Source organism: Streptomyces mutomycini (assembly GCF_001700505.1).
In the GTDB taxonomy this organism is placed as follows: Bacteria; Actinomycetota; Actinomycetes; order Streptomycetales; family Streptomycetaceae; genus Streptomyces; species Streptomyces mutomycini.
Genome location: NZ_MAPV01000111.1, coordinates 26,957 through 48,701 on the forward strand (window position 1 = coordinate 26,957; position 21,745 = coordinate 48,701).

At 71.2% G+C, this 21,745-nt stretch carries 19 protein-coding genes and 1 pseudogene; 11 read left to right on the top strand and 9 right to left on the bottom strand.

What is annotated here, in order from left to right:
• Positions 1–114 precede the first annotated feature (114 nt).
• Positions 115–1,248, top strand: a complete 1,134-nt coding sequence (gene cds1, locus BFF76_RS16960) for an L-cysteine desulfhydrase Cds1 (protein ID WP_053929996.1) — start codon at positions 115–117, stop codon at positions 1,246–1,248.
• Positions 1,249–1,282: 34 nt separating this feature from the next.
• Here the strand turns inward: cds1 and BFF76_RS16965 are convergent, their stop codons facing one another.
• Both BFF76_RS16965 and BFF76_RS16970 read right to left on the bottom strand, forming a co-directional pair.
• Positions 1,283–1,717: an SRPBCC family protein gene (locus tag BFF76_RS16965; RefSeq protein WP_065848529.1), complete on the bottom strand. Its 435-nt coding sequence runs from the start codon at positions 1,715–1,717 to the stop codon at positions 1,283–1,285.
• 70 nt (positions 1,718–1,787) lie between these two features.
• Positions 1,788–2,624 (bottom strand): DeoR/GlpR family DNA-binding transcription regulator, encoded by an 837-nt coding sequence (locus tag BFF76_RS16970; RefSeq protein ID WP_065848530.1) that lies wholly within the window; start codon positions 2,622–2,624, stop codon positions 1,788–1,790.
• A 228-nt stretch (positions 2,625–2,852) separates the two neighbouring features.
• Here BFF76_RS16970 and BFF76_RS16975 point away from each other — a divergent pair, with 228 nt between their 5' ends.
• Positions 2,853–5,276 carry a hypothetical protein gene (locus BFF76_RS16975; protein ID WP_065848531.1) on the top strand — a complete coding sequence of 808 codons (2,424 nt, stop codon included), beginning with the start codon at positions 2,853–2,855 and terminating at the stop codon, positions 5,274–5,276.
• On the opposite strand, the gene BFF76_RS16980 is transcribed toward BFF76_RS16975, so the two are convergent.
• From BFF76_RS16980 to BFF76_RS17000, 5 genes are all read right to left on the bottom strand, one after another.
• A complete protein-coding gene (locus tag BFF76_RS16980) occupies positions 5,246–7,678 on the bottom strand; it encodes a right-handed parallel beta-helix repeat-containing protein (RefSeq protein ID WP_053929998.1) in 2,433 nt (810 codons plus the stop codon). The two genes, BFF76_RS16975 and BFF76_RS16980, sit on opposite strands and share 31 nt — an antisense overlap.
• Positions 7,679–7,886: 208 nt before the next feature.
• The gene (locus tag BFF76_RS16985; protein WP_053929999.1) at positions 7,887–8,504 is read right to left on the bottom strand and encodes an Rv1733c family protein; all 618 of its coding nucleotides are present in this window, start codon (positions 8,502–8,504) and stop codon (positions 7,887–7,889) included.
• A gap of 134 nt (positions 8,505–8,638) precedes the next feature.
• Positions 8,639–9,463, bottom strand: a complete 825-nt coding sequence (locus BFF76_RS16990; RefSeq protein ID WP_031096766.1) for an MOSC domain-containing protein — start codon at positions 9,461–9,463, stop codon at positions 8,639–8,641.
• A gap of 44 nt (positions 9,464–9,507) precedes the next feature.
• Positions 9,508–9,996: a DUF6643 family protein gene (locus BFF76_RS16995; protein ID WP_053930001.1), complete on the bottom strand. Its 489-nt coding sequence runs from the start codon at positions 9,994–9,996 to the stop codon at positions 9,508–9,510.
• A gap of 164 nt (positions 9,997–10,160) precedes the next feature.
• Positions 10,161–10,883, bottom strand: coding sequence for a FadR/GntR family transcriptional regulator (locus tag BFF76_RS17000; RefSeq protein WP_031096762.1), 723 nt, complete (start codon positions 10,881–10,883; stop codon positions 10,161–10,163).
• Between the two features lie 198 nt (positions 10,884–11,081).
• On the opposite strand from BFF76_RS17000, the gene BFF76_RS17005 reads away from it, so the two are divergent.
• From BFF76_RS17005 to BFF76_RS17020, 4 genes are all read left to right on the top strand, one after another.
• Positions 11,082–12,347 (top strand): SLC13 family permease, encoded by a 1,266-nt coding sequence (locus BFF76_RS17005; protein ID WP_053930003.1) that lies wholly within the window; start codon positions 11,082–11,084, stop codon positions 12,345–12,347.
• A 64-nt stretch (positions 12,348–12,411) separates the two neighbouring features.
• Positions 12,412–13,869: an acyl-CoA synthetase gene (locus tag BFF76_RS17010; RefSeq protein ID WP_065848532.1), complete on the top strand. Its 1,458-nt coding sequence runs from the start codon at positions 12,412–12,414 to the stop codon at positions 13,867–13,869.
• 43 nt (positions 13,870–13,912) lie between these two features.
• Complete coding sequence (locus BFF76_RS17015; protein ID WP_042836917.1) at positions 13,913–15,238, top strand: carboxyl transferase domain-containing protein; 1,326 nt, start codon at positions 13,913–13,915, stop codon at positions 15,236–15,238.
• A 145-nt stretch (positions 15,239–15,383) separates the two neighbouring features.
• Positions 15,384–16,949: a hypothetical protein gene (locus tag BFF76_RS17020; protein WP_065848533.1), complete on the top strand. Its 1,566-nt coding sequence runs from the start codon at positions 15,384–15,386 to the stop codon at positions 16,947–16,949.
• Positions 16,950–17,064: 115 nt separating this feature from the next.
• On the opposite strand, the gene BFF76_RS17025 is transcribed toward BFF76_RS17020, so the two are convergent.
• Both BFF76_RS17025 and BFF76_RS17030 read right to left on the bottom strand, forming a co-directional pair.
• Entirely contained in the window at positions 17,065–17,499 is a 435-nt protein-coding gene (locus BFF76_RS17025) for a DUF2267 domain-containing protein (protein ID WP_065848534.1), read from the bottom strand.
• 302 nt (positions 17,500–17,801) lie between these two features.
• A complete protein-coding gene (locus BFF76_RS17030; protein WP_031096751.1) occupies positions 17,802–18,236 on the bottom strand; it encodes an Hsp20/alpha crystallin family protein in 435 nt (144 codons plus the stop codon).
• Between the two features lie 127 nt (positions 18,237–18,363).
• On the opposite strand from BFF76_RS17030, the gene BFF76_RS17035 reads away from it, so the two are divergent.
• From BFF76_RS17035 to BFF76_RS33845, 5 genes and pseudogenes are all read left to right on the top strand, one after another.
• On the top strand, positions 18,364–19,005 hold the full coding sequence (locus BFF76_RS17035) for a hypothetical protein (protein ID WP_053930006.1): 642 nt from the start codon (positions 18,364–18,366) through the stop codon (positions 19,003–19,005).
• A 114-nt stretch (positions 19,006–19,119) separates the two neighbouring features.
• Positions 19,120–19,920, top strand: a complete 801-nt coding sequence (locus BFF76_RS17040) for an alpha/beta fold hydrolase (RefSeq protein ID WP_065848535.1) — start codon at positions 19,120–19,122, stop codon at positions 19,918–19,920.
• The gene (locus tag BFF76_RS17045; protein ID WP_065848536.1) at positions 19,917–21,179 is read left to right on the top strand and encodes a PP2C family protein-serine/threonine phosphatase; all 1,263 of its coding nucleotides are present in this window, start codon (positions 19,917–19,919) and stop codon (positions 21,177–21,179) included. Before BFF76_RS17040 ends, BFF76_RS17045 begins: the two co-directional genes overlap by 4 nt.
• A gap of 62 nt (positions 21,180–21,241) precedes the next feature.
• Positions 21,242–21,418, top strand: a 177-nt coding sequence (locus BFF76_RS33840) for a TerD family protein (protein ID WP_244167293.1), incomplete at its 3' end; no start/stop codon positions are given.
• A 2-nt stretch (positions 21,419–21,420) separates the two neighbouring features.
• Positions 21,421–21,745 (top strand): annotated as a pseudogene (locus tag BFF76_RS33845) (TerD family protein); the annotation flags it as partial.

A 21,745-nucleotide genomic window follows, 5' to 3' on the forward strand; every position in this document is an offset into this window, starting at 1 on the left:
GCCCGGACGCCCGGGCCAAGGAAGGGCTATGGGCCGTCAAAGTAAACGTTTGTGCAGGTGGGGGGAATATCGTGGGCCCCACGCAGCACTGCCGTCACCCGAAGGAGACCGTTGATGGACACCGGTGAGCACACACCTGGCGGTGGTGTCATGGAGACCATGGACATCGACCGGAGCGATCCGGACTACCGGAGCTGGCTCAAGGAGGCGGTGCGCAAGGTCCAGGCGGACGCCAACCGTTCGGCGGACACCCATCTCCTGCGCTTTCCGCTGCCGGAACACTGGGGAATCGACCTCTACCTCAAGGACGAGTCGACGCACCCGACGGGCAGCCTCAAGCACCGGCTCGCCCGCTCGCTCTTCCTCTACGGGCTCTGCAACGGGTGGATCCGCCGCGGCAAGCCGGTCATCGAGGCATCCAGCGGCTCGACGGCTGTCTCGGAGGCGTACTTCGCGAAGCTGATCGGCGTGCCGTTCGTCGCGGTGATGCCCCGCACCACCAGCCCCGAGAAGTGCCGCCTGATCGAATTCCACGGTGGCCAGTGCCACTTCGTCGACGACTCCCGCCGGCTGTACGAGGAGTCGGCGGCCCTCGCGGCCGAGACCGGCGGGCACTACATGGACCAGTTCACCTATGCCGAACGCGCCACCGACTGGCGTGGCAACAACAACATCGCCGAGTCCATCTACCAGCAGTTGAGGCTGGAGCGGTACCCCGAGCCCGCCTGGATCGTCGCCACGGCCGGCACCGGCGGAACCTCCGCGACCATCGGGCGCTACGTCCGCTACATGCAGCACGACACGCGCATCTGCGTGCCCGACCCCGAGAACTCCTGTTTCTTCGACGGATGGACCCGGCACGACCAGCTGGCGACCAGCGACTGCGGCTCCCGCATCGAGGGCATCGGCAGACCCCGGATGGAGCCGAGCTTCGTGCCCGGAGCCATCGACCGGATGATGAAGGTCCCCGACGCGGCCAGTGTCGCGGCGGTCCGGGTGCTGGAGCGCGCCATCGGCCGCAAGGCGGGCGGTTCGACCGGCACCGGGCTGTGGAGCGCCTTCAAGCTCGTGTCCGAGATGGTGGAGCGGGGGAGTACAGGCAGCGTCGTCACGCTGTTCTGCGACCCGGGCGACCGCTACCTCGACAAGTACTACTCGGACGACTGGCTGAGCGAGCAGGGCCTGGACATCAGGCCGTACACGGAGACGATCGACCACTTCCTGGCCACCGGCACCTGGACCGCCTGAGCCGGTCGGCAGTCCGGAAGCGGCACCAGGGCCCTCAGCCGTCGAGCAGGGTGCCGAGCACCCGGCCGAAGACCCGTCGCCCGGCGCCGGCCAGCAGCGGATCGGCCCAGCGGGGCAGCAGCCTCACGCGCAGCTCCTCGACCCAGATCACATGCGAGCCCGAACCCGTCGGGCAGACGTCGATCGACGCGCGTCCGCGCACCACGGAGCCCCGCTTCTCCAGCAGGCACAGCCCCGCCCGGCCGGCGGCGGGCGGGGTCCACCGCACCACTTCCATCGGATCGTCGAAACCCAGCGGCCCCACACCGGTACGGGCGACGAAGACCGTTCCGGTGCGGGTGGGCGGGCCCGCCGGGACGGTGACCGAGGTGAACGGAACGGCCCCGCCGTGGCGCTCCCAGTCGGTCACCCGTCGCCACGCCTCGGCGGCGGGAAGGGGAGTGAAACGTTCGATGCGGAATACGGCCACAGCCCGATCCTAGGACGTCACCCGCCTGCGGGCGCCTGAGCGGAAGGCGCCGGTGTCAAGAGGCGGCGGCCTACTCGCCCGGCGGCCCGCCCGCCACCACCAGTCCCGGCAGGTGCTCCTCGATCTCCTGCCGGGCCGCCACCGGCAGGCCCGCGTCCGTGACGAAGGCATCGACCTCGTCGAGCGCCGCGAACGAACTCAGCCCCACCGTGCCCCACTTGGTGTGATCGGCGACCACGACGACCCGCCTGGCCGCCCGCACGAAACGGCGGTTCGTCTCGGCCTCCGCGAGATTCGGCGTGGAGAGACCGGCCTCGACCGAGATCCCGTGGACGCCGAGGAACAGGACGTCGAAGTGGAGTGAGCCGATCGCGCGGTCCGCGACCGGTCCGACGAGCGAGTCCGAAGGCGTACGCACCCCGCCGGTCAGGACCACCGTGGCCGCCCCCGCCCCCGCCCGCGCCCCGCCGGCCGACGTCGGCCGCTGCGCGCCGTGGAACACATCGGCGACCCGCACCGAGTTCGTCACCACCGTCAGCCCCGGCACCTCCAGGAGATGGCGGGCCAGCGCGAACGTGGTCGTGCCGCCGGACAGTGCGATCGCGCTGCCGGGCGCCGCCATCGCGGCAGCGGCGCGGGCGATGTCCTCCTTGGCGCTCAGTTCCAGCGTCGACTTGGCCTCGAAACCGGGCTCGTGCGTGCTCGCCTCGACGACCGGTACCGCTCCGCCGTGCACCTTCTCGATGACGCCCTGACGTGCCAGCGCGTCCAGGTCCCGGCGGATGGTCATGTCGGAGACGCTCAGCTTGCGGGTCAGCTCGTTGACCCTGACCCCGCCGCGCTTGCGGACGTCATCCAGGATGAGCGCACGCCTCTGCTCCGCGAGCAGGTTCTGATTCTCGCTCAACGCCGGGCCCCGGCCCTTCCCTCTGTCCGCACGGTCCGGCAGCGGTCCTGCGGACCCCCACATCCTCCCACGCACCCCCGCGGGCCGTCCCACTGGGGAGATTCGGTGAGAGCCGCTGCGCCGGACACCTCCCGTCGGCGATGGTGGTGACCACGCATCAGTTCCACATCCCAGCCGCCCCTCCCCGCCGGCCACGAGCCGTACGGACCAGAGAGCGAGTCACCGACATTGCCCCCTGCCCCCCAGGCCGAGGCCGCGCAGAGCAGCGGCGCCGCACTCGAACTGCTCGTCCACGGAGTCGGCGGAACCACTCCGCAGGAGATGCTCGGTGATCCGCGTACGACCAGGATCACCGGTGACGCCACGGCTGCCGTGTACCGGCGCACCGAGGACGTCGGAGCCGAACAGCACCCCGAGCGCCACCGCGACGGGCCGGTCGCGGAGGCCTACTGCTGGTCCAACCTCACCTCCGGCAACGGCGCCAGGGCCCTGTGGCTGCTGCTGCTCCCCTTCATGGTGGTCAACCTCGCCCACTGGATGCGGCCCACAGCGGACGCGAGTCACCGGGCGGTCCGGCTCTACGGGCTCCTGGTCCGCATGGTCGCCCTCAGCCTGACCGTGCTGCTGACCGCCGCTGCCTGCGAGGTCGCCCTCGACCTGGTTGCCTGGCAGTGCGCGGGCACACCCGAGTGCGCCGGACAGCGCTCCTGGCTCGGCTTCCTGTCCACCCGGCAGGACGGGTGGTTCTCCCAGCCCGGACGCCGCCTCGCCGTCGCCGCGCTCGTGCCCGCCGCCCTGGTGGGACTGCTCTGGTACCTGTCCAACCGCACCTGGAGCGCCTACGAGTCACAACGACCCCTGACCTGGGGCGAACCGGACAGTGCGGCATCGGGCGTGGACGCCGACGAGGCCACGGACGCGGTCACGCGGTCCGGTGCCCGCCAGGTCCGCCAGGTCCGCCCGGCGCTCGGCAGGCCCGGCTTCTGGTACGGACGCAGGCTGGTGGCCCGGCTGCGCGCCGCGCACACGGCAGCCGGCTTCCTCACCGTCGCGGCCACGGTCTGCGGCTCGGCGGTCCGGTACGACAGGTCCTCCGACAGCCCCGTACCCGCGGTGGCCGGCATCCTCCTCGAAGCCGGCCTGGTCCTCTGCGGACTCGTGGCCGTCGCGGTCGTCTGCCACCGGGGCCGCAGCGAGCGACGCCTCGACAACCGGATCGACCGGGCCGTCACCACGTTCCTGCCCGGCGCCGCCCTCACCCTGCTGCTCTGCGCGGCGGCGTACGCCGGCTGGTCGCGTCCCGGCTGGGTGTCCACGGGCACACTCCCCGGCGAGGCCGCCTTCCGCACACTCGTGCTGGGCCAGGGGCTGCTCGTCGTCGTACTCGCCGTGGTGGCCCTGAGTCTGTACCGGCGAGCCCCCGAACCGCGCACCATCCTGCACGGTCTCGGCGGCCCCGCGGTCGCCATGCTCGCCTGCGCCCTCGGCGGTGTGATGACCGCAGGGGTCGCCCAGCGGGTGGCCGACTGGCTCGACGGCCCCGGAACTCCCGGCATGGGTGCGGGCGCCGACATAGCGGGACCACCCGTGCTCCTCAGCTGGCAGGCCTCCGTCATCCCGGTCCTGCTGCTCCTCCTGCTGCCGCCCGTCATCTGGCTGGCGGTCCGCACCGTGCGCCGCGCCCGCCTGCTGGGACCCGCGATCGAGGCGGAGTACGAGGAGAAGCACCCCGAGCCCGGACGCACCCGGCGGATCGCGCGTACCCGGGCCGCCGCCGCGCTCACCGACTCCGCCCCGGGGATCCTCGGGCTGCTCTCGGCCGCCACCCTGCTGCTCGGCACCGGAGCGGTGGCCGGTTCATGGCTCACCGGCGAGGTCCCCGGCCTCGCGACGGACGGCGCCGGCCCGTTCGTCGAATCGCTCGCCGAGACGGCCCAGTCGACCGGCTCCTGGCTGACCGGATTCGGCGTCATACTCTTCGTCACCTGGGGCCGCCGTGCCTACCGCGACGTCTCCGCCCGCCGCACCATCGGCATCCTCTGGGACGTGGGTACGTTCTGGCCGCGCGCCGCCCATCCTTTCGCGCCGCCCTGCTACGCCGAGCGGGCCGTCCCGGACCTCTCGTCCCGGATGTGCGCGTGGACCGCGACCACCCGCGGCAGGCTCGTCATCTCCGGCCACTCCCAGGGCAGCGTCCTCGCGGCCGCCGCGGTGTGGCAGCTCCCCGACCCGGCCCGGCGCCGGGTCGCGCTGCTCACGTACGGTTCGCCGATCGAGCGTCTTTACGGGCGCTGGTTCCCGGCCTACTTCGGCCGTGTCCCGCTCGAAGGGCTGCAGCAATCCGTGCACTGCTGGCGCAACCTCTGGCGTGCGACGGACCCGATCGGCGGCCCGGTCCGGATCGACGAGGGGCGGGGCCACGAAGTGGACCGCGGACCGCTGAAGGACCCGTTGGTCTACGGCCGCACCACCGAACACCCGCTGCCGGAACCGGTCCTGGGGCACTCGGACTACCAGGCCGACCCGGCCTTCGCCGTCGAGCGCGCCGCACTGCTGGAAAGGCTCGGGCCCGTCGTGCCCCAGCAGGCGGGCACAGGAGCGGAGGACCGTGGCGGCGCTGCTCAGGGCAGCGCCGGAAGGTCCTCCGGGTAGAGCATGGTCAGGTCGTCCGTGCTCGGCTCGGCGAGCTGGGCGACCCGGCCCGCATGCCGCTCCACCATCGACTCGAAGGTCTGACGGGCCGTTCTGCCGTTACCGAAGGCGGGGCCCTTGGGAAGCGCCGTGAAGTACTTGAGCAGCGCTTCCCCCGTCCCCTCGGCCAAGCTGTACTCGTGCTCGTCGCTCTGCTGCCCGACGATCCGCAGCAGCTCCTCGGGCTCGTAGTCGCTGAAGGTGATGGTCCGCGAGAAGCGGGACGCCACACCGGGGTTGACGGTGAGGAAGCGCTCCATCTCGTGGGTGTACCCGGCCACGATCACCACCACGGCGTCACGGTGGTCCTCCATCAGCTTCACCAGCGTGTCGATGGCCTCCCGGCCGAAGTCCCGGCCGGAGTCCTCGGGCGACAGGGCGTACGCCTCGTCGACGAACAGGACACCGCCGCGCGCCCGGTCGAACGCCTCCTGTGTGCGGATGGCCGTGGACCCGATGTGCTCGCCGACCAGATCGACCCGGGACACCTCCACGAGATGACCGTGCTCCAGGACACCGAGTGAGGCGAGGATCTCCCCGTACAGCCGCGCCACCGTCGTCTTGCCCGTGCCGGGGGAGCCGGTGAAGACCAGGTGCCGGCGCACCGACGCCGCCTTCAGACCGGCCAGCCGGCGGCGGCGGCCCACCTCGATCATGTCCGTCAGCGCCCGCACCTCGCGCTTGACGCTGTCCAGGCCGACCAGCGCGTCGAGCTCGCCCAGCACGGCGCCCGAGTCGCGCACCGGCTCGGCGGGTGCCGTCGGTACTGCGGCGGGCTCCGCCGTCCGCTGCCCGGGCATCGCACCGAGCAGCCCGGGCGTGCTCTGCGTCGCAGTCAGCACCGCGGGGGCCGGGGGAGTGGCGCCGCGCAGACCGCTCTCGTCGCTGGTGCAGTCCTTGGCCACCGGTCCGCCCGCGAGCCCGTCCCCACCGGAGCCGTCGGCGAATTCGTAGCCGCCGCGTGCGCACCGCTCGGTCCTGCACCGGGTCAGGGTGGAACGGCACCCGTCCATCACATGGAAGCCGTAGCCCTCGCTCCCCGTGACCCGGCAGCTGTCGAAGGTGCCCCGGCCCTCGGCGGAGACGTAGAAACCGGCCTCCGCGGGTGAGGTGACCGTGCACCTCTCGATGACCGGGTCGGCGCCCTTGGTCACGATGACCCCGGTCTGCGCCGCGTCGATGGTGCAGTTGTTCAGCGTGCCGCCACTGCCGTGGTCGCGGAACCACGCTCCCGTGGACGCCTCGCGGATACGGCAGTCGTCGAGCTGGGCGGTGGCTCCGTCGCTCACCGACACCGCCGTGTTGCGGATCTGGGAGAGATCGCTGTCCACGACATCCGCGCGTGAGCCCCGGTCGAGGACGAAGAGGGCGTCGGGCACGTCGTGGACACGGCACGAGTCGAGTATCACCGTGGCACCGTCGCTGACCCACACCGCCGGGTAGTCGCCCGTACTGTCGTGTATCTCGCACTGGTTGGCGTCGACACGGGTGCCCGGGTCCCAGACCGAGAGCCCGTTGCGGCCGAACCTGCGGACGGTGGAGCGGGTCAGGGTGAGCACCGAACGGGACCGCAGGTCGACCGCGTTCTCCGGGATGTCGTGGATGTCGCAGTCCGCGAGGGTCAGGACCGCGTCGGTGTCCAGGGTGACACCGTCGGCGGACGTGCGGTGCACGGTGCAGTCCGTGAGGTGCGCGGTGCCACGTGCGGTGACCTGCACCCCGCTGCCCTTGATCTCGTACACCTCACAGCCGACCGCCTCCAGGCCGCTGCCCTCCCCGGTCACGCTCAGTCCCGCGCCCGAGGAGTGGTGCACGCGGCAGCGCTCGAGCCGCGGGTGCGCGCCGTCGCGCACCGCGACACCGGACTGCCCGGCCGACACGATCTCGCACTCCTCGAACACGCCGCCGGCGCCGTCGAGTACGGCGATTCCCACGCCGGCCGGGTTGTCGACCGTGCAGCGGCGCACGGTGGGCCTCGCCGCGCCCCGCACTTCCATGCCGGCGGCCGACCTGGTCACGATGCGCAGATCCGACAGCTCGGGAGCGCCGTCCTCGACGAGCAGCGCGGGGGCGGCCGCGTCCTGGCCCTCCACATGGAGGTCCTGGACCACGGCGGACGCGCGGACGGTCAGGGGTACGCCGTCGGCCGGTGCGATCCGTACGGACCCGGCGGACCCTTCGGGGCCCCGCAGCGTCACCGCGCGGTCGACGACGAGGTTCTCCCGGTAGGTGCCGGGTGCGATGGTGAGCACGTCACCGTCCGCTGCGGCCTCAAGGGCGGCGCTGAGGGAAGCGTATTCGCCCGTACGGCGCCGCCATCGCGATGTGCCGGTGTGCGTCACCTGGACCGTGCCCTGTGCCATGGTGCTGCTGTGCCCCCACCTCGTGCCGTGTGCGCTGCCTCGTGCCTGTCCGCACGGGCCGCCGGTTCACCGGCAGCCCGCCGGCCCGCCTGCCGAGGAGTCGGGCGGGCCGGTCCACCGTAGCGCGCGCGACGGGCGCGAGTTGACGGGTCGGGCCGCCCAGGGGCCCTCCGCGGCCGTAGCACGAGGGGAAACCGCGCACCCCGCGTCAGCTGCCCGTACCCGTTCTGCCCCAGTCGGGGCCGACTTCGGCCCAGGCGCGGTCGAGCCGTGCGTACCGCCTTTGCATCATCCGCCACACGACGAGTCTGCGGGCGATCTCCGTCAGACCGGCCGCGAGCAGCGCCGCACCGATCCCCGCGAGCACCGCGTGGGTGCGGGCCGTGGAGGTGTCCATGGGACGCATCACGGGGTGGCCCCGCTCGTCCGTCCAGATCCGGATCCGGGTGCCGGGAGCGGTCTCCCTGGATGCCGTCGACACGATGCCCGTACGTGCCGTACCGTCCGGGGCGCGCCAGTCGGCCACCACCGACGTACGCATGGAGCCCTCGGTGACGGCCGCCTCGGGGTCCTGGGCGTAGCGGGATGTGCCGGAGGCCGCTCTGACCACCACGGCCGCGGTGAGGTGGCGTTGCGCGTGCTGGGCCCGCACCGTCCGCTGCAGTGCGCCGTCCGTGAGTGAGCCGGTCTTCCAGCCGAGGACCGGTGCCGCCAGCAGCATCAGCAGCATTGCGGCCAGGGCCACCCACGTCTCGTGACGGTCCGTGGCCCGGCACAGGGGATTGCGCCGCCACCGCCGGATCCCGAGAACCGCTCGCACAGTCATGCACCCCCTTCCCTGTCCGTGATAACCCGACAGGGTAACCATTACGTTCCCGGACGGCGAAGAGAGAGCAACCTCATGCCGCCAACACGCCCCGTGTCACCGCGAGTTCCGATGCCTCCGCGAGGTCTGCGCGGTCAGCCGAGGACCCGCACCGGGTCCCCGGTCCGGATCACGCCGGTGCCCTCCGGGATCATGTTCTGGCCGAAGAGCAGATGCTTCCCGTCCCTGCGGTGCCGGGCGAGCGTGCGCAACGGCTCCTTGCCCCGCTCCGCCGTCCGCTGGTCGATGGTCGTGACGACGCAGCGCCCGCACGGCTTCACGAGGCGGAAAGCGACCTCCCCGATCGCGATCCGTCTCCAGCTGTCCTCGGCCCAGGGCGCACCGCCGTCCACGACCACGTTCGGCCGGAAACGGTCCATCGGCAGCGGCCCCTCCTCCGGGTTGTCCCCCTGCGCCACCCATGTGTTGAGCGCGTCCAGCGAGGCACGCGTCGTGAGGAGCAAGGGAAAGCCGTCGGCGAGTGAGACCGTCTCGCCCGGCCGGCCGAACTCCGGATCGACGGGCCTGCGATGCGCCGGCGCGTCGAGATGGACGAGCCTGACCTCTGCCCCGAGGTGCGAGCCGAACCAGGCGTGTGCGGCCCCCGCGGCCACTGCCACCTCGACCCTGCTCCGGTGCAGCTCCGCGACGACCGTGCGGTCCGGACCGGGCAACTCGACCGTCAGCGACGGGCTCCCGGGTGCAGACAGGACCACCCCGCCACCGGGCAGGAGCTCGGCGGACAGCTGTGCCAGGCGCGGCTGCTGACGCTGGGTGACGACCCTGTTCCCGGTGTCGATCAGCATCCAGCGGCGGTCGCCGTCGAGTCCCCACGGCTCGACGACGGCCCCGTCGGCCGCGCAGGCGGCCAGCGACTTGACCGGATGGACGTACACAGCGCCGAGGACAGGAGAAGACATGCCTTCATCCTGCCAGCCGTCGCTGACAGTGGGCGGCAGCCCCGTCAGTACCCCCGGCTCTGGTACGGGCGGTTGTAAGGCTCCTCGTACGGCGACTGCGCGGGAGCGGGCCTGGGGGACGCGGGACGCATCGCCTCGTAGCCCGTACCGGGACGCTGCTGCTGTTGCGGCTGCTGCTGGTAGCCGCGGGGCGCCGACGGCTGCTGCGGGATGTACGGCGCCGGCGCGTGCTGCAGCTGTGCAGGCTGCATCATCGGCGCCTGCTGCATTCCGGCGCTCTGGTACTGCGACTGCGCCGCCTGCTGCGGGTAGCCGTAGGACCCGGTGTGCTGTGACGGGGCCGCGGGCAGGGCCGGGAGCGACGACGGCAGGGCCGGCAGGTAGCTGTTCCCGGTGTCGTAGGCGGCCGGGACCCGGATCGGCGCGATCTGAGGGGTCCCCCGCTCGGCGACCAGGGAGTCGTAGATCGGGGTGTCGGGGAACGACGGCGCGGCGTAGTAGCCGCTGCCGTAGGTGGAGCGGGGGGAGGTCATGACACATAAGTTAAGCCCACGATGTGCTGGTTGGGGAGACCCAATTTGCGGGTTATCCGATTTGCGCTGGTTTTGGTCATCTGACCAGCCAAAACGTCGTCAAGGGCTCCGTCAACGGCGAGGGAGTTCTTGATGAAGATCCGATGGCGCCCGGCGGGCACGGTTCACGGTGTCCCGTCGGCCGGGTCCGGCTCGGGGTTCCAGTCCAGGAGCCTCACCTTCGCGACGGTCCGGACATGACGCCGCATCGCAGCGGCCGCAGCCTTGCCGCGCTGTTCCTCGATGGCGTCGAGGATCGCCCGGTGCTGGGTCAGGGAGCGGCCGGGCCGACCGGGCTGGCGCAGGGACTCGTGCCTGCTCTCGGTGATCTGGTCGGCGATGGACTGCATGAACTCGGCGAGCAGCGCACTGTGGGCGGCCGCCGTCACCGAGGCGTGGAAGCGCCGGTCGCCTTCGACGCCGTGGCCGCCGTCGGCGATCTCCGCTGCCATGTGGGCGAGCGCTGCTCTCAGCGCGGTCAGGTCCTGCTCGGTGCGCCGCTCCGCCGCGAGTTCGGCGAGCTTCGTCTCCAGCGCCTCGCGTGCCTCCAGCACATCGGGCAGCCTGCGCCGACGCTCGACGAGCCGGTCGACCGGCTCGGCGTCCAGACCGTCTCCGAGGAGGTAGGTGCCGCCGCCGTGCCGCACCTCGACGAGCCCCTGCACCTCCAGCACGACGATGGCCTGCTTCACCGACGCCCTTGAGACGCCGAGGCGTTGAGCGAGGTCGCGCTCCGGCGGGAGCCTGTCGCCTGCTACCAGACCGCTCTCGGTGGCATAGGAGCGCAGGCGGTCGAGCACTTGCTCGTACAGCCGTGAACGCCCCACGGGCCGCAGTGCGTCGGACATTCCCTGCCCCCGTTCGGGAGGGCCCCCGCGCCCTCTTGGCTCCGGAAGCCTAGCAGCGCCCGGTGGTTCACAGGCTGAACCGAACAATGCGCGCCCCCTTGACGGTTGTTGCCGCACCCCCCGACTCTGAGTGCCGTCAACAGGCCAAGTGGCTCATCCACCAGTCCAATGAAGGTCGGCCCAGGACGGGAGCCCTCAATGTCCCCGGAACTCATCTCCATCCTCGTACTCGTGGCGGTCTTCGCGATCGCCACCACCCGCTCGGTCAACATGGGCGCGCTCGCCTTCGCCGCCGCGTTCGCGGTGGGCGAGCTGGTCGCCGGCCTGGACGCGGACGGCATCTTCGCCGGGTTCCCGGGAGACCTCTTCGTCGTCCTGGTGGGTGTCACCTACCTGTTCGCGATCGCCCGGGCCAACGGCACCACGGACTGGCTGGTGCAGGCGTCCATACGCCTGGTCGGCGGACGGATCGCTCTGATCCCCTGGGTGATGTTCGTGATCACTGGGGCGCTGACGGCGATCGGCGCGGTCAGCCCGGCGGCGGTGGCGATCGTCGCACCGATCGCTCTGAGCTTCGCCGTCCGCCACGGCATCAGCCCGCTTCTGATGGGCGCGATGGTGGTGCACGGAGCACAGGGCGGCGGTTTCTCACCGATCAGCATCTACGGCTCGATCGTGAACGGCATCCTGGAGCGCGAGAACCTGCCGGGCAACGAGATCGCGCTGTTCCTCGCCTCCCTGGCCGCCAACCTGTTGATCGCCGGTGTGGTGTTCGTGCTGTTCGGCGGCCTGAAGCTGGCCCGGCACCGTGCTGCGGAGAGGGACGACGACTCACCCGGGCCCCCCGCGGAGGAGGGGAGCGCACGGCTCGACGCGCCCCGGGCAGCCACCCTCCTCTCGCTCCTCGTCCTGGTCGTCGCCGTACTCGTCCTCGATCTGGACGCGGGTCTGACCGCCATCACGCTGGCCGTGCTCATCAGCGCCGTGTGGCCGGACACCAGCCGAAAGGCGGTCGGCGCGATCGCCTGGCCCACCGTGCTGCTCATCTGCGGTGTACTTACCTACGTCGGCGTACTCGAGGAGATGGGCACGATCACATGGGCCGGGGAGGGAGTCGGAGGCATCGGAGTGCCACTGCTCGCCGCCCTGCTCCTGTGCTACATCGGCGCTATCGTGTCGGCGTTCGCCTCGTCGGTCGGCATCATGGGCGCGCTGATCCCGCTGGCCGTGCCGTTCCTCGCCCTCGGAGAGATCGGGGTCGTCGGAATGATCGCGGCGCTGGCGGTGTCGGCGACCGTGGTGGACGTCAGCCCCTTCTCGACCAACGGTGCGCTCGTTCTCGCCGCGGCACCGGATGTCGACCGAGAGCGCTTCTTCAGGCAGTTGATGGTGTACGGCGGGGTCGTCGTCGCCGTGGTGCCGGCAGCGGCGTGGCTCGTCCTGGTGGTGCCAGGATTCGGGTGACCCCCAGCAGGCCACTGGCTGAGGCTTTCGATTTCCTGCCGGCCCATCGATTGGAGTACGACGCGTGAATGCCCCCGCACCACTGTTCCCCGCACTGACCGAGAGGAGTTCGAGGCCCGCCCTGCAATTCGGCGACCGAACCCTGTCCTACGCCGATCTCGCGGCGTCGGCCGGCTCCCTCGCCGAGGCCCTGCGCACGGAACGCAGAGTCGCCGTGTGGGCGACGCCGAGTCTGGAGACCGCGGTCGGTGTGGTGGCGGCACTCCTCGCCGGAGTGCCCGCGGTGCCGCTCAATCCACGGACCGGCGGGCGCGAACTGGCGCACATCGTGGCCGACAGCGCACCGTCACGGGTCCTGGCCGCAGCGGGCGACGAACTCCCCGCCGTGCTGGACGGACTTCCCCGTACGAACATCGACGCAGAAGCGGGCCCGGCAGGCGCACCCCCGGCTGAGCCCGGTCCCGAGCACCCCGCGCTGATCGTCTACACCTCCGGAACCACCGGCCCGCCCAAGGGCGCCGTCCTGCCGAGGCGAGCCCTGACCAGCACACTGGACGCGCTGCAGGACGCCTGGAAGTGGGACGCCGCCGACGTGCTGGTGCACGCACTGCCCCTGTTCCACGTGCACGGGCTGATCCTCGGCATCCTCGGGCCGCTGCGGCGCGGGGGATCGGTGCGCCACCTGGGGCGGTTCAGCACCGAGGGGGTGACGCGGGAGCTGAGGACCGGAGCCACGATGCTGTTCGGGGTGCCGACCATGTACCACCGCATCGCCGAGGCCCTGTCCACGGGGGCCGGTGACGCCGCTCTCGCCGAAGCGCTGTCCGGTGCGCGCCTGCTCGTGTCGGGATCGGCCGCGCTTCCGGCGCGGGACCACGGACGGATCGCGGCGGCGACCGGCCGGGCCGTCATCGAGCGGTACGGGATGACGGAGACCCTGATGAACACCAGTGTGCGCGCGGACGGTGAGCCCCGTGCCGGAACCGTCGGAGTTCCCCTGCGCGGAGTGGAGCTGCGGCTCGTCGACGAGACGGGCGTACCCGTCGGCCCGGGACCGGACCTCGTGGGTGAGATCCAGGTACGCGGCCCGAACCTCTTCAGCGAGTACCTCAACCGGCCCGAGGCCACGGCGGAGGCGTTCACCGAGGACGGCTGGTTCCGCACCGGAGACATGGCGATCCGTGACGGGGACGGTTACGTCCGGATCGTCGGCCGCAAAGCGACCGATCTCATCAAGAGCGGCGGTTACAAGATCGGCGCGGGCGAGATCGAGAACGCGCTGATGGAGTACCCCGGTGTGAGGGACGTGGCCGTGACGGGCGAGCCGGACGCCGACCTGGGGGAGCGGATCGTGGCATGGATCGTACCGGCGGATCCGGAGCACCGACCGCAACTGACCGAGCTGGCCGACCATGTGGCTGCTCAGCTTGCCCCGCACAAGCGGCCGCGGGCCGTGCGCTACCTCTCCGAGCTCCCCCGTAACGACCTCGGCAAGATCATGAAGCGGGCTCTGGGTGTCTGAGGCCGTGGGACGGACGAGCTCAGCCGCAGGAGGCCCGGCGCGCATGTCGGCACGCGAAGCCCTCGAGGCCGTCGCCGGTGACTGCACGCTGCTGCCCGCACTCCCGGTGTCCGGCGAGACCGATGGCCCTCTCGGCTGGAAGGGGTACGGCGCCTCCCGGCGCAGCGCGGCCGAGCGGACGGGTGAGACGGAGTCCGTGGTGTGCGCCACCGCCCGCATCGGTGGCGTCGACGTGGTGGCGCTCTCCTTCGAGTTCGGGTTCCTGGGCGGCTCGATCGGTGAGGTCACCGGCGACCGGATCGTGGCGGCCCACGCCCATGCGCGTGAGTACCGCCTGCCCGTGGTCACCCTCGTCGCCACGGGCGGCAGCCGGATGCAGGAGGGAATCCGCGCGCTGAGCCAACTCCAGCGGGTGGCCGCACAGATCGTGCTCACCCGGGACGCGGGCCTGCCCCAGCTCACCGTGCTGCGCGATCCGACCACGGGCGGCGGGTGGGCGACGCTCGGCGCCGGGGCCGACATGATCCTGGCGATGCCCGCCGCGCAGGTGGCCTTCGCAGGGTCCCGTGTGCGGCCGCCCGAAGCGGATCCCGCCGCGTACACGGCGGAGGCCCAGCTCGCTGCGGGCCACATCGACGCTGTCGTACCCCAGCGGGAGCTTCCCGGCGAACTGGCACTGCGGCTGCGGCTGCTGACGTCCCCCCGGCCGGCGGACCCGGCTCCGCCGCCTCATGCCCTCGGCGTGACGGACCTGCCCTCCAGCGGCTGGGACGCGGTCGCCCGGGCCCGCGCGCCCCGACGACCCCGCGCAGACGCCTACCTGGACGCCTACTTCACATCGAGGGCCGAGGTCGCCGGCGATCGGTGCGGCGGCCGTGACACCGGGATGCGGTGCGGCTTCGGTTTCCACGACGGACGCACCGTCGCGTACGCGGCCCAGTGCGGAACAGCGACGCGACCGGCCGGCTACCGCACCGCGGCCCGGCTGATCCGGCTCGCAGACCGGCTCGGAATTCCCGTCCTGACCCTGGTCGACACCCCCGGCGCCGCGAACGACGCGTCGGCCGAGCAGGCCGGGGCGGGATCGGCGATCGCCGAATTGTTCACGGTGGTCGCCTCGGCGCGCGTACCGCTGACCACGCTCGTGATCGGCGAGGGCGGCTCGGGTGGCGCACTCGCGCTCGCCGCGCCCGGCAACACCTGGGCCACACCGGACAGCTACTTCTCGGTGATCGCCCCCGAACTGGCGGCGGCGATCCTCAAACGTCCACCGTCAGCGACGGGCCCGACCGCCGACGAGCTGCGGATCCGACCACAGGACCTGGTCGAACTGGGTTTCCTCCGAGGGCTGGTGACGAAGAGCGCCTGACTTCCCGCCCCCTCGGCGGGTCTCGCCCCACGAAGAGAGACGAGTGGCCTGTGGCGCCTCGAGCCGAGGGTGCTGCGATGCCGCGGCAACACCTGCGGCATCGCAGCCCGTGGCCCCAGGCCGCGATCACTGCCACGATGTCCTGATGTCCTCCGATCCTGCCGAGCTGTGGCTGCGTGGTGTCGCAGCCAACCCCGCCGCACCCTCCGACGTTCTGCTCCGGCTGCTGAGCGAGCAGGCACGCACCACCTGGACGATCCTCTGCGAGGAGCGCGAACTTCCCGCAGACGTCGTCGAGGCAGTGCTCGCCCACCCCGAGCGCGCGATCCGCCGCCGCTTCGCCCGCAACCGGCATGCGGCCGCGGAGCAGCGTGGACGACTGGTCAACGACGAGGACGCCCTCGTACGTTCGGCCCTTGCCTCAGGCCCGCGCCCACGGCTGGGCAGGGTCGAGGCGCTGCCTGACGAAATCCTCGAGCACCTGCTGACCGTGCAGGACGACGACAGCACGGGCCAACTGCTCACCGCCGACGAAATCAGACAGGAACTGGTGGTCTCCGGGCAGATCTCACCGGCGTTCCGCCGCAGGACGCTCAATCATCCGGTCGCCGAACTGCGTTACCAGGCAACAGGATTGTGGCTGTGGCTCACCCCCGGGCAGCGCGATGCGCTCCTGAGTGATCCGGACCCCGCCGTGCGGGAAGCCGCGCTGAGACAGAGCCGGCTGCTGGACCCGACGGCGATGGAGAAGGAACTGCCGGAAGAGAGCTGCCACCATCGGGGCCTCCTGCTCACCAACTACGCCGTCTCCCACGCCGTGGCCGCACAGTGCCTCGCGGACCGGCGCGACCTGTGGTCCCTCGCCCACAACCCCCACACGCCCGGCGACGCCGTCACCCGCCTCGCGCGCGATCCCGATCCTGATGTCCGTGAGCGGGTGGCAGCCAGGGCCGATCTCGATCCGGTCCTCCTGGCAGAGCTGGCCCAGGACCCGGACAGCAGGGTGCGGACCCGAGCGCTGCTGCACCCACTGCCGCGAACATGGCCGGAGCGGGCTGCCATTGACCGGATCATCGGCCACACGGCCGGGAACACGGGCCACACGGCCGAGATCATCGGCGCTGTCGACGACATGATCGTCGAGCCGCCGACCAGCTGGTACGAGACGTGCGCCGCCTCCACGAACCCCCTGCTGCGCCGCGTTGCCGCGAGCTGTCACAGGCTGCCCGAGGAGCTCGTGCACCGCCTGGCCGGCGACCCCGAGGCCGACGTGCGCCACCTGCTCGCCTACAACCACCCGCTCGCCCCGCCCGCGATCGTCCTCGACGCCTTCATCGCCACGCCGCTCCAACGCCCCTACCTGCTCACGCTTCCGCGCCTGCCCCGCACCGGGCTGCACCATCTGCTCGACCACGACGACCCCGACGTCCGGGCCCTGGCCGCCGCCGATGCCGGCCTTGCCCGGCCGCCGCTCCATCTGCTCGCCGACCCCGAGCCGCGCGTTCGACGAGCGGCGGCCGCCAACCCGCTCCTTCCCCTCGACGTGATCTCATCGCTCCTCGATGACCCGGAGCACGCCGAAGGGGCCGCAGCCAACCCCGGCCTGCCCGCTGAACGCCTTCACGGTCTGCTCGACCTGAGCGGGCTGCCCCGACCGGCCAGCGAAGCAGGCCGCCGGCCAGGCCGTCCCGCGCCGGTGCCGACCGGCTGACAGCCTGCACGCGGACAGGGCTCCGGCGAGGTCGTCGCCGGAGCCCCTTGTCAGTTCGGAACCCGTCGTCAGTTCACCGCCGAAGGCCCTGCATGCACGCTTCCGCCTGAGCCGGTCACGCGGCCTGAGTGAGTTCCGCACGCCCGAACAACAGGGCGTATCCGGGCGGGAGCTGGGCGAGGACGCGGTCCAGGAGGCCGGGGCCGGCCAGGTGGCGTATCACGGCGAGGACGGCTCCGGCGTCCCAGCGGGCAGTGGCGGGGGTGCCGCCCGTCCGGGCGGCCAGGGCCTTGACGAAGCCCCAGCCGGTGAGCGGGCGACGGTCCGTGACCTGGCTGGTGAGGTCGAACGCGGCCTCGGCCGGGAGGCAGGCGGCGAGATCGACGCGTTCCTCGCCGGTGAGCTGACGGCCCAGCGCTGCCAGCACGGCGTGTGTGACGTCCTCGGCTCGCTGCCGCGTCGGATAGGCGCCTTCGTACCGGATTCTCTCCACCATCTGGAGAAACGTCATGCCGACCCGGGCCGTGGCCTGTTCGTGCAGCGGAAGCATCGCGGTGTGGTTGCCTTTCTCGTTCAGAGAGGTGTTCGCCTACGGAGCGGGCCGACGGGAGGGCGAAGGCCGGCCCGGCTGAATCTGTGAGGGGCCACGCTTTCGCGGGCTCAGATGCGATCGGGGGTCACCGATGGGAGGCCGTGAGCCCGGGGGAGGCCGCTTCGCCTCGGACATCACCCTCGGTTGCGCGCCCCCACCGCATCAGAACGTGCGGTCGGCCGCATCGTGGTGCGAAGAACGGGACGTACGGGAAGCCGGTGCCCGTCCTTCGCACCACGCGGGTCGAGTGACCGCCTGCCTCAGCCGTTGATCTGCTTGTGCTCGGACTCCCCGCCGATCCTGATCTTGCGGGGCTTGGCACGCTCTGCGATCGGGATGCGCAGAGTCAGCACCCCTGCTTCGTAGTCGGCCGTGATGCGTTCGGTGTCCAGGGTGTCGGCCAGTACCAGCTGTCGGGAGAAGGCGCCGAGCGGTCGTTCCGAGAGCTCCATGTGCACGTCCTCCGCCCTGGCCACCGGGCGCCGCTCGGCCTTGACGGTGAGCATGTTCCGCTCGACATCGATGTCGAGCGCGTCCTTGTCCACACCGGGCAGGTCGAAGACGATCACGTACTCCTCACCTTCCCGGTAGGCGTCCATCGGCATGGCCGAAGGCCTGGACCAGGTGCCGGTCGCACCCGTGAGCTGCTGAGTGAGCCGGTCGAGTTCACGGAAGGGGTCAGTGCGCATCAACATAGCGAAAACACCTCCACAGGTCTGGCAGTGACTGCCAATGCGCTTCGTGTGCCACCGTTGTAGCATGTCATCGAAACGATGACAACTGAGGCGTCATCTTAACGGTGACACCCAGGGAGGGACCTTCATGACCGACTCGGCCGAGCCCCGCGACGACACCCCGTTCTTCGCCGCCGCGGCAGCGCTGAACGCGATGGACCAGGCCGTCCGTACCGCCCGGACGGAAGCGCACCCCGAGGACGGGCAGGCCGGTGCGGACCAAGCCCTGGCCGCGCTCCTCCTTCTGCGTGAACTCCGCGATCAGCTCGCAGGATGGGAACCCGGCCTGATCGAGGCGGCCCGGGCAGCGGGTTCCAGCTGGGCGGACCTGGCCCACCCTCTGGGTGTCTCCAGCCGCCAGGCCGCGGAGCGGCGCTACCTGCGCGTACGCCCCGGCGCCCCCGGAGCCACCGGCGAACAACGCGTACAGGCCACCCGCAGCCGCCGTGCCGCCGACCGCACCGTCACCGCCTGGGCGAGGGGCAACGCCGCAGGCCTGCGCCAGCTCGCCGGCCAGATCACCGCCCTCACCGACCTCCCTGTCCGGGCCCGCACTCCCCTCGCCCGTCTCGCCGAGGCCCTCGCCGACAATGACGCGGCCAACCTCATCGGCCCACTCGCCGACACCCACGCCTATCTCACGGCCGACCACCCCGACCTCGCGGCTCGCGTCGACAACATTGCTCACAGCACCGACGGGATCCGCCGGGCCGGCGGCGATCACCGCTGAGCCGTCGGACGTCCGCAAGCTCCGGCCGGCGGTAACTCGACGTGATCAGTGCTGGTCCGTGGCTCTCCTCCGGAAGATCAGGCCGTCACGCGCCAGGAGTGTCAGGATGTTCCTATGGACGTTCGGAAGAGGAACCGGGTGTCGGTGACGGGCCGGGAGGGCGGCCCGGTGGTGATGCTCGCCCATGGGTTCGAATGCGATCAGGGCCTGTGGCGTCTGGTCGCTCCCGAACTGGAGAAGCACTTCCAGGTGGTCCTCTTCGACCATGTGGGTGCAGGGCACTCCGATGTGTCTGCCTGGAGCGCCGAGCGGTACTCCTCCCTGGACGCCTATGCGCAGGACGTGATCGAGATCTGCCAGGAGCTCGGTCCCGGACCCGTGAACTTCGTCGGGCATTCGGTCAGTGCCATGATCGGTGTGCTTGCCGCGGTGCGGGAGCCCGGGCTTTTCGAGAGGCTGGTTCTCCTCACCCCCTCGCCGTCATACATCGATGACGGCGACTACCGTGGCGGATTCAGCGAGCAGGACATCGACGAACTGCTCGAGTCGCTGGACAGCAACTACCTGGGCTGGTCCGCGACGATGGCGCCGGTGATCATGGGAAACCCGGAGCGTCCCGAACTGGGCGAAGAGCTGACCAACAGCTTCTGCCGAACGGATCCGGAGATCGCCCGGGTCTTCGCCAAGGCGACCTTCCTGTCCGACAACCGGGCGGACCTCGCCAAGGTGACCGTGCCGACGCTCATCGCCGAAAGCGCGCGCGACACCATCGCCCCGCGCGAGGTGGGTGCCTTCGTCCACGCACAGATCCCAGGCAGTGAACTGGTCACTCTGGACTCGACGGGCCACTGCCCCCAGTTGAGTGCCCCCGAGGAGACGGCCGAGGCGATCATCGCCTTCGTACAAGGGCCGTGACGGTGTCCCCGGGCGGCGACCAGGCCGACGGGTCCTGGGCGGCGGGGGACCGTGACCAGGAACAGCTGTCGTTCTCCGCTCTGCTGGAGGACAGCGTGGAGGACCTGTACGAGAACGCTCCGTGCGGCTACCTCTCCACACTGATGGACGGGCGGATCGCCAAGGTCAACGGAACCCTCCTGAAATGGCTCGGCTACCGCCGCGAGGAACTGGTCGGCCACAAACAGTTCTCCGACCTGCTGACCATCGGCGGCAGGCTGTATCACGAGACGCACTACTCACCGCTGCTGCGGATGCAGGGCGAGGTCAGCGGCATCGCCCTGGAGCTCAAGGCCGCGGACGGCAGCCGGCTGCCCGTCCTGGTCACGTCCACCGTCAAGCAGGACATCGACGGCGAACCGCTGCTGATCCGCACCACCCTCCTGGACGCCCGGGACAGACGTACCTATGAGCGCGAACTCCTGCGAGCCCGGCAGGAGGCCGAGCGCGACCGCGAACGCCTGCAGCGCCTCGCCGCGACCCTGCAGCGCACCTTGCTCCCCCCGATTCTCCAACCGGTGCCGGGCCTGGACGTCGCCGCGCACTACCACTTCGCATCCTCCGATGAGGTCGGCGGGGACTTCTACGACCTGTTCCCGCCGGCCGCCGGACGTTGGGCGTTCTTCATGGGGGACGTGCGCGGCAAGGGAGCGGACGCGGCCGTGGTGACGTCCCTGGCGCGGTACACCCTGCGAGCCGCGGCGGTCTCCCATCCGGTACCGGCCATGGTCCTGGCCAGCCTCAACACCGCGCTCAGCCAGGCGTCCCAGGAGGACGAACCGCGATTCTGCACCGTGATCTTCGGCCTCCTCACACCCCAGGGGGAGGACGGGGGATTCCATGTCGTCATGGCAGGTGGCGGCCATCCCCCGGCCGTGCTGCTGCGGGCCGACGGCAGCGCCGACTACGTACCCACGCCGGGCGGTCAACTGGTCGGCGTCGTGCCGGACGCCGAGTTCACCACAGCCACCGTGGACCTGGGTCCCGGTGACACTCTGCTGCTCTACACCGACGGTCTGACCGAGGCACGTACCCCGCGCACATGCGAACGCTACGGCGACGAAGCGCTCCTGGACTTCGCGCGGACCCTCGCACCCGTCTCGGCTCCCGGTGCCGTCAACGCTCTCACCGAGCTCCTGGACTCGTTCGGCGAGGGGCTCGACGACGACACCGCGCTCCTCGCGATGGGCGTCCCCTCCGTGAGCCCCAGGCCGGGGTGACTGGGCTCCCGGTGGACCGGGGAATAGGTTGGCGGGAAACTCTCCGGGCAGCCGGACTCGTGATGGGGGCGAGCATGACCATGCAAAAAGGAACGAATATCGCGGTGCCGGCTCAGGCCGTGCGGGTCGAACTGGGCTGGCGCAGCTCTCCCGGCACACCCGACGTGGATGCCTCGGCGCTCCTCCTCGTGTCGGGAAAGGTACGCAGCGACGCGGACTTCGTCTTCTACAACCAGCCGNNTCGACCGCGTCGTGGTGGCGGCCTCGGCGGACGGGGGCACGTTCGGACGGGTGAGCGGCCTGTACGTCAGGATCGTGGACACGGCGAACGGCTCCGAGATCGCGCGCTTCGAGAGCGCGGACGCGACCGTCGAGACCGCGTTCATCCTCGGTGAGCTCTACCTGCGCCAGGGTGCCTGGAAGTTCAGGGCCGTGGGACAGGGTTACGACACCGGACTCGAGGGTCTCGCGACCGACTTCGGCATCTCCGTCGACGAGCCCCAGGATGCACAGCCGGCCCAGCAGGCTCCCAGGCCCCCCGCTCACCCCGTCGCACCTCCCTCGGC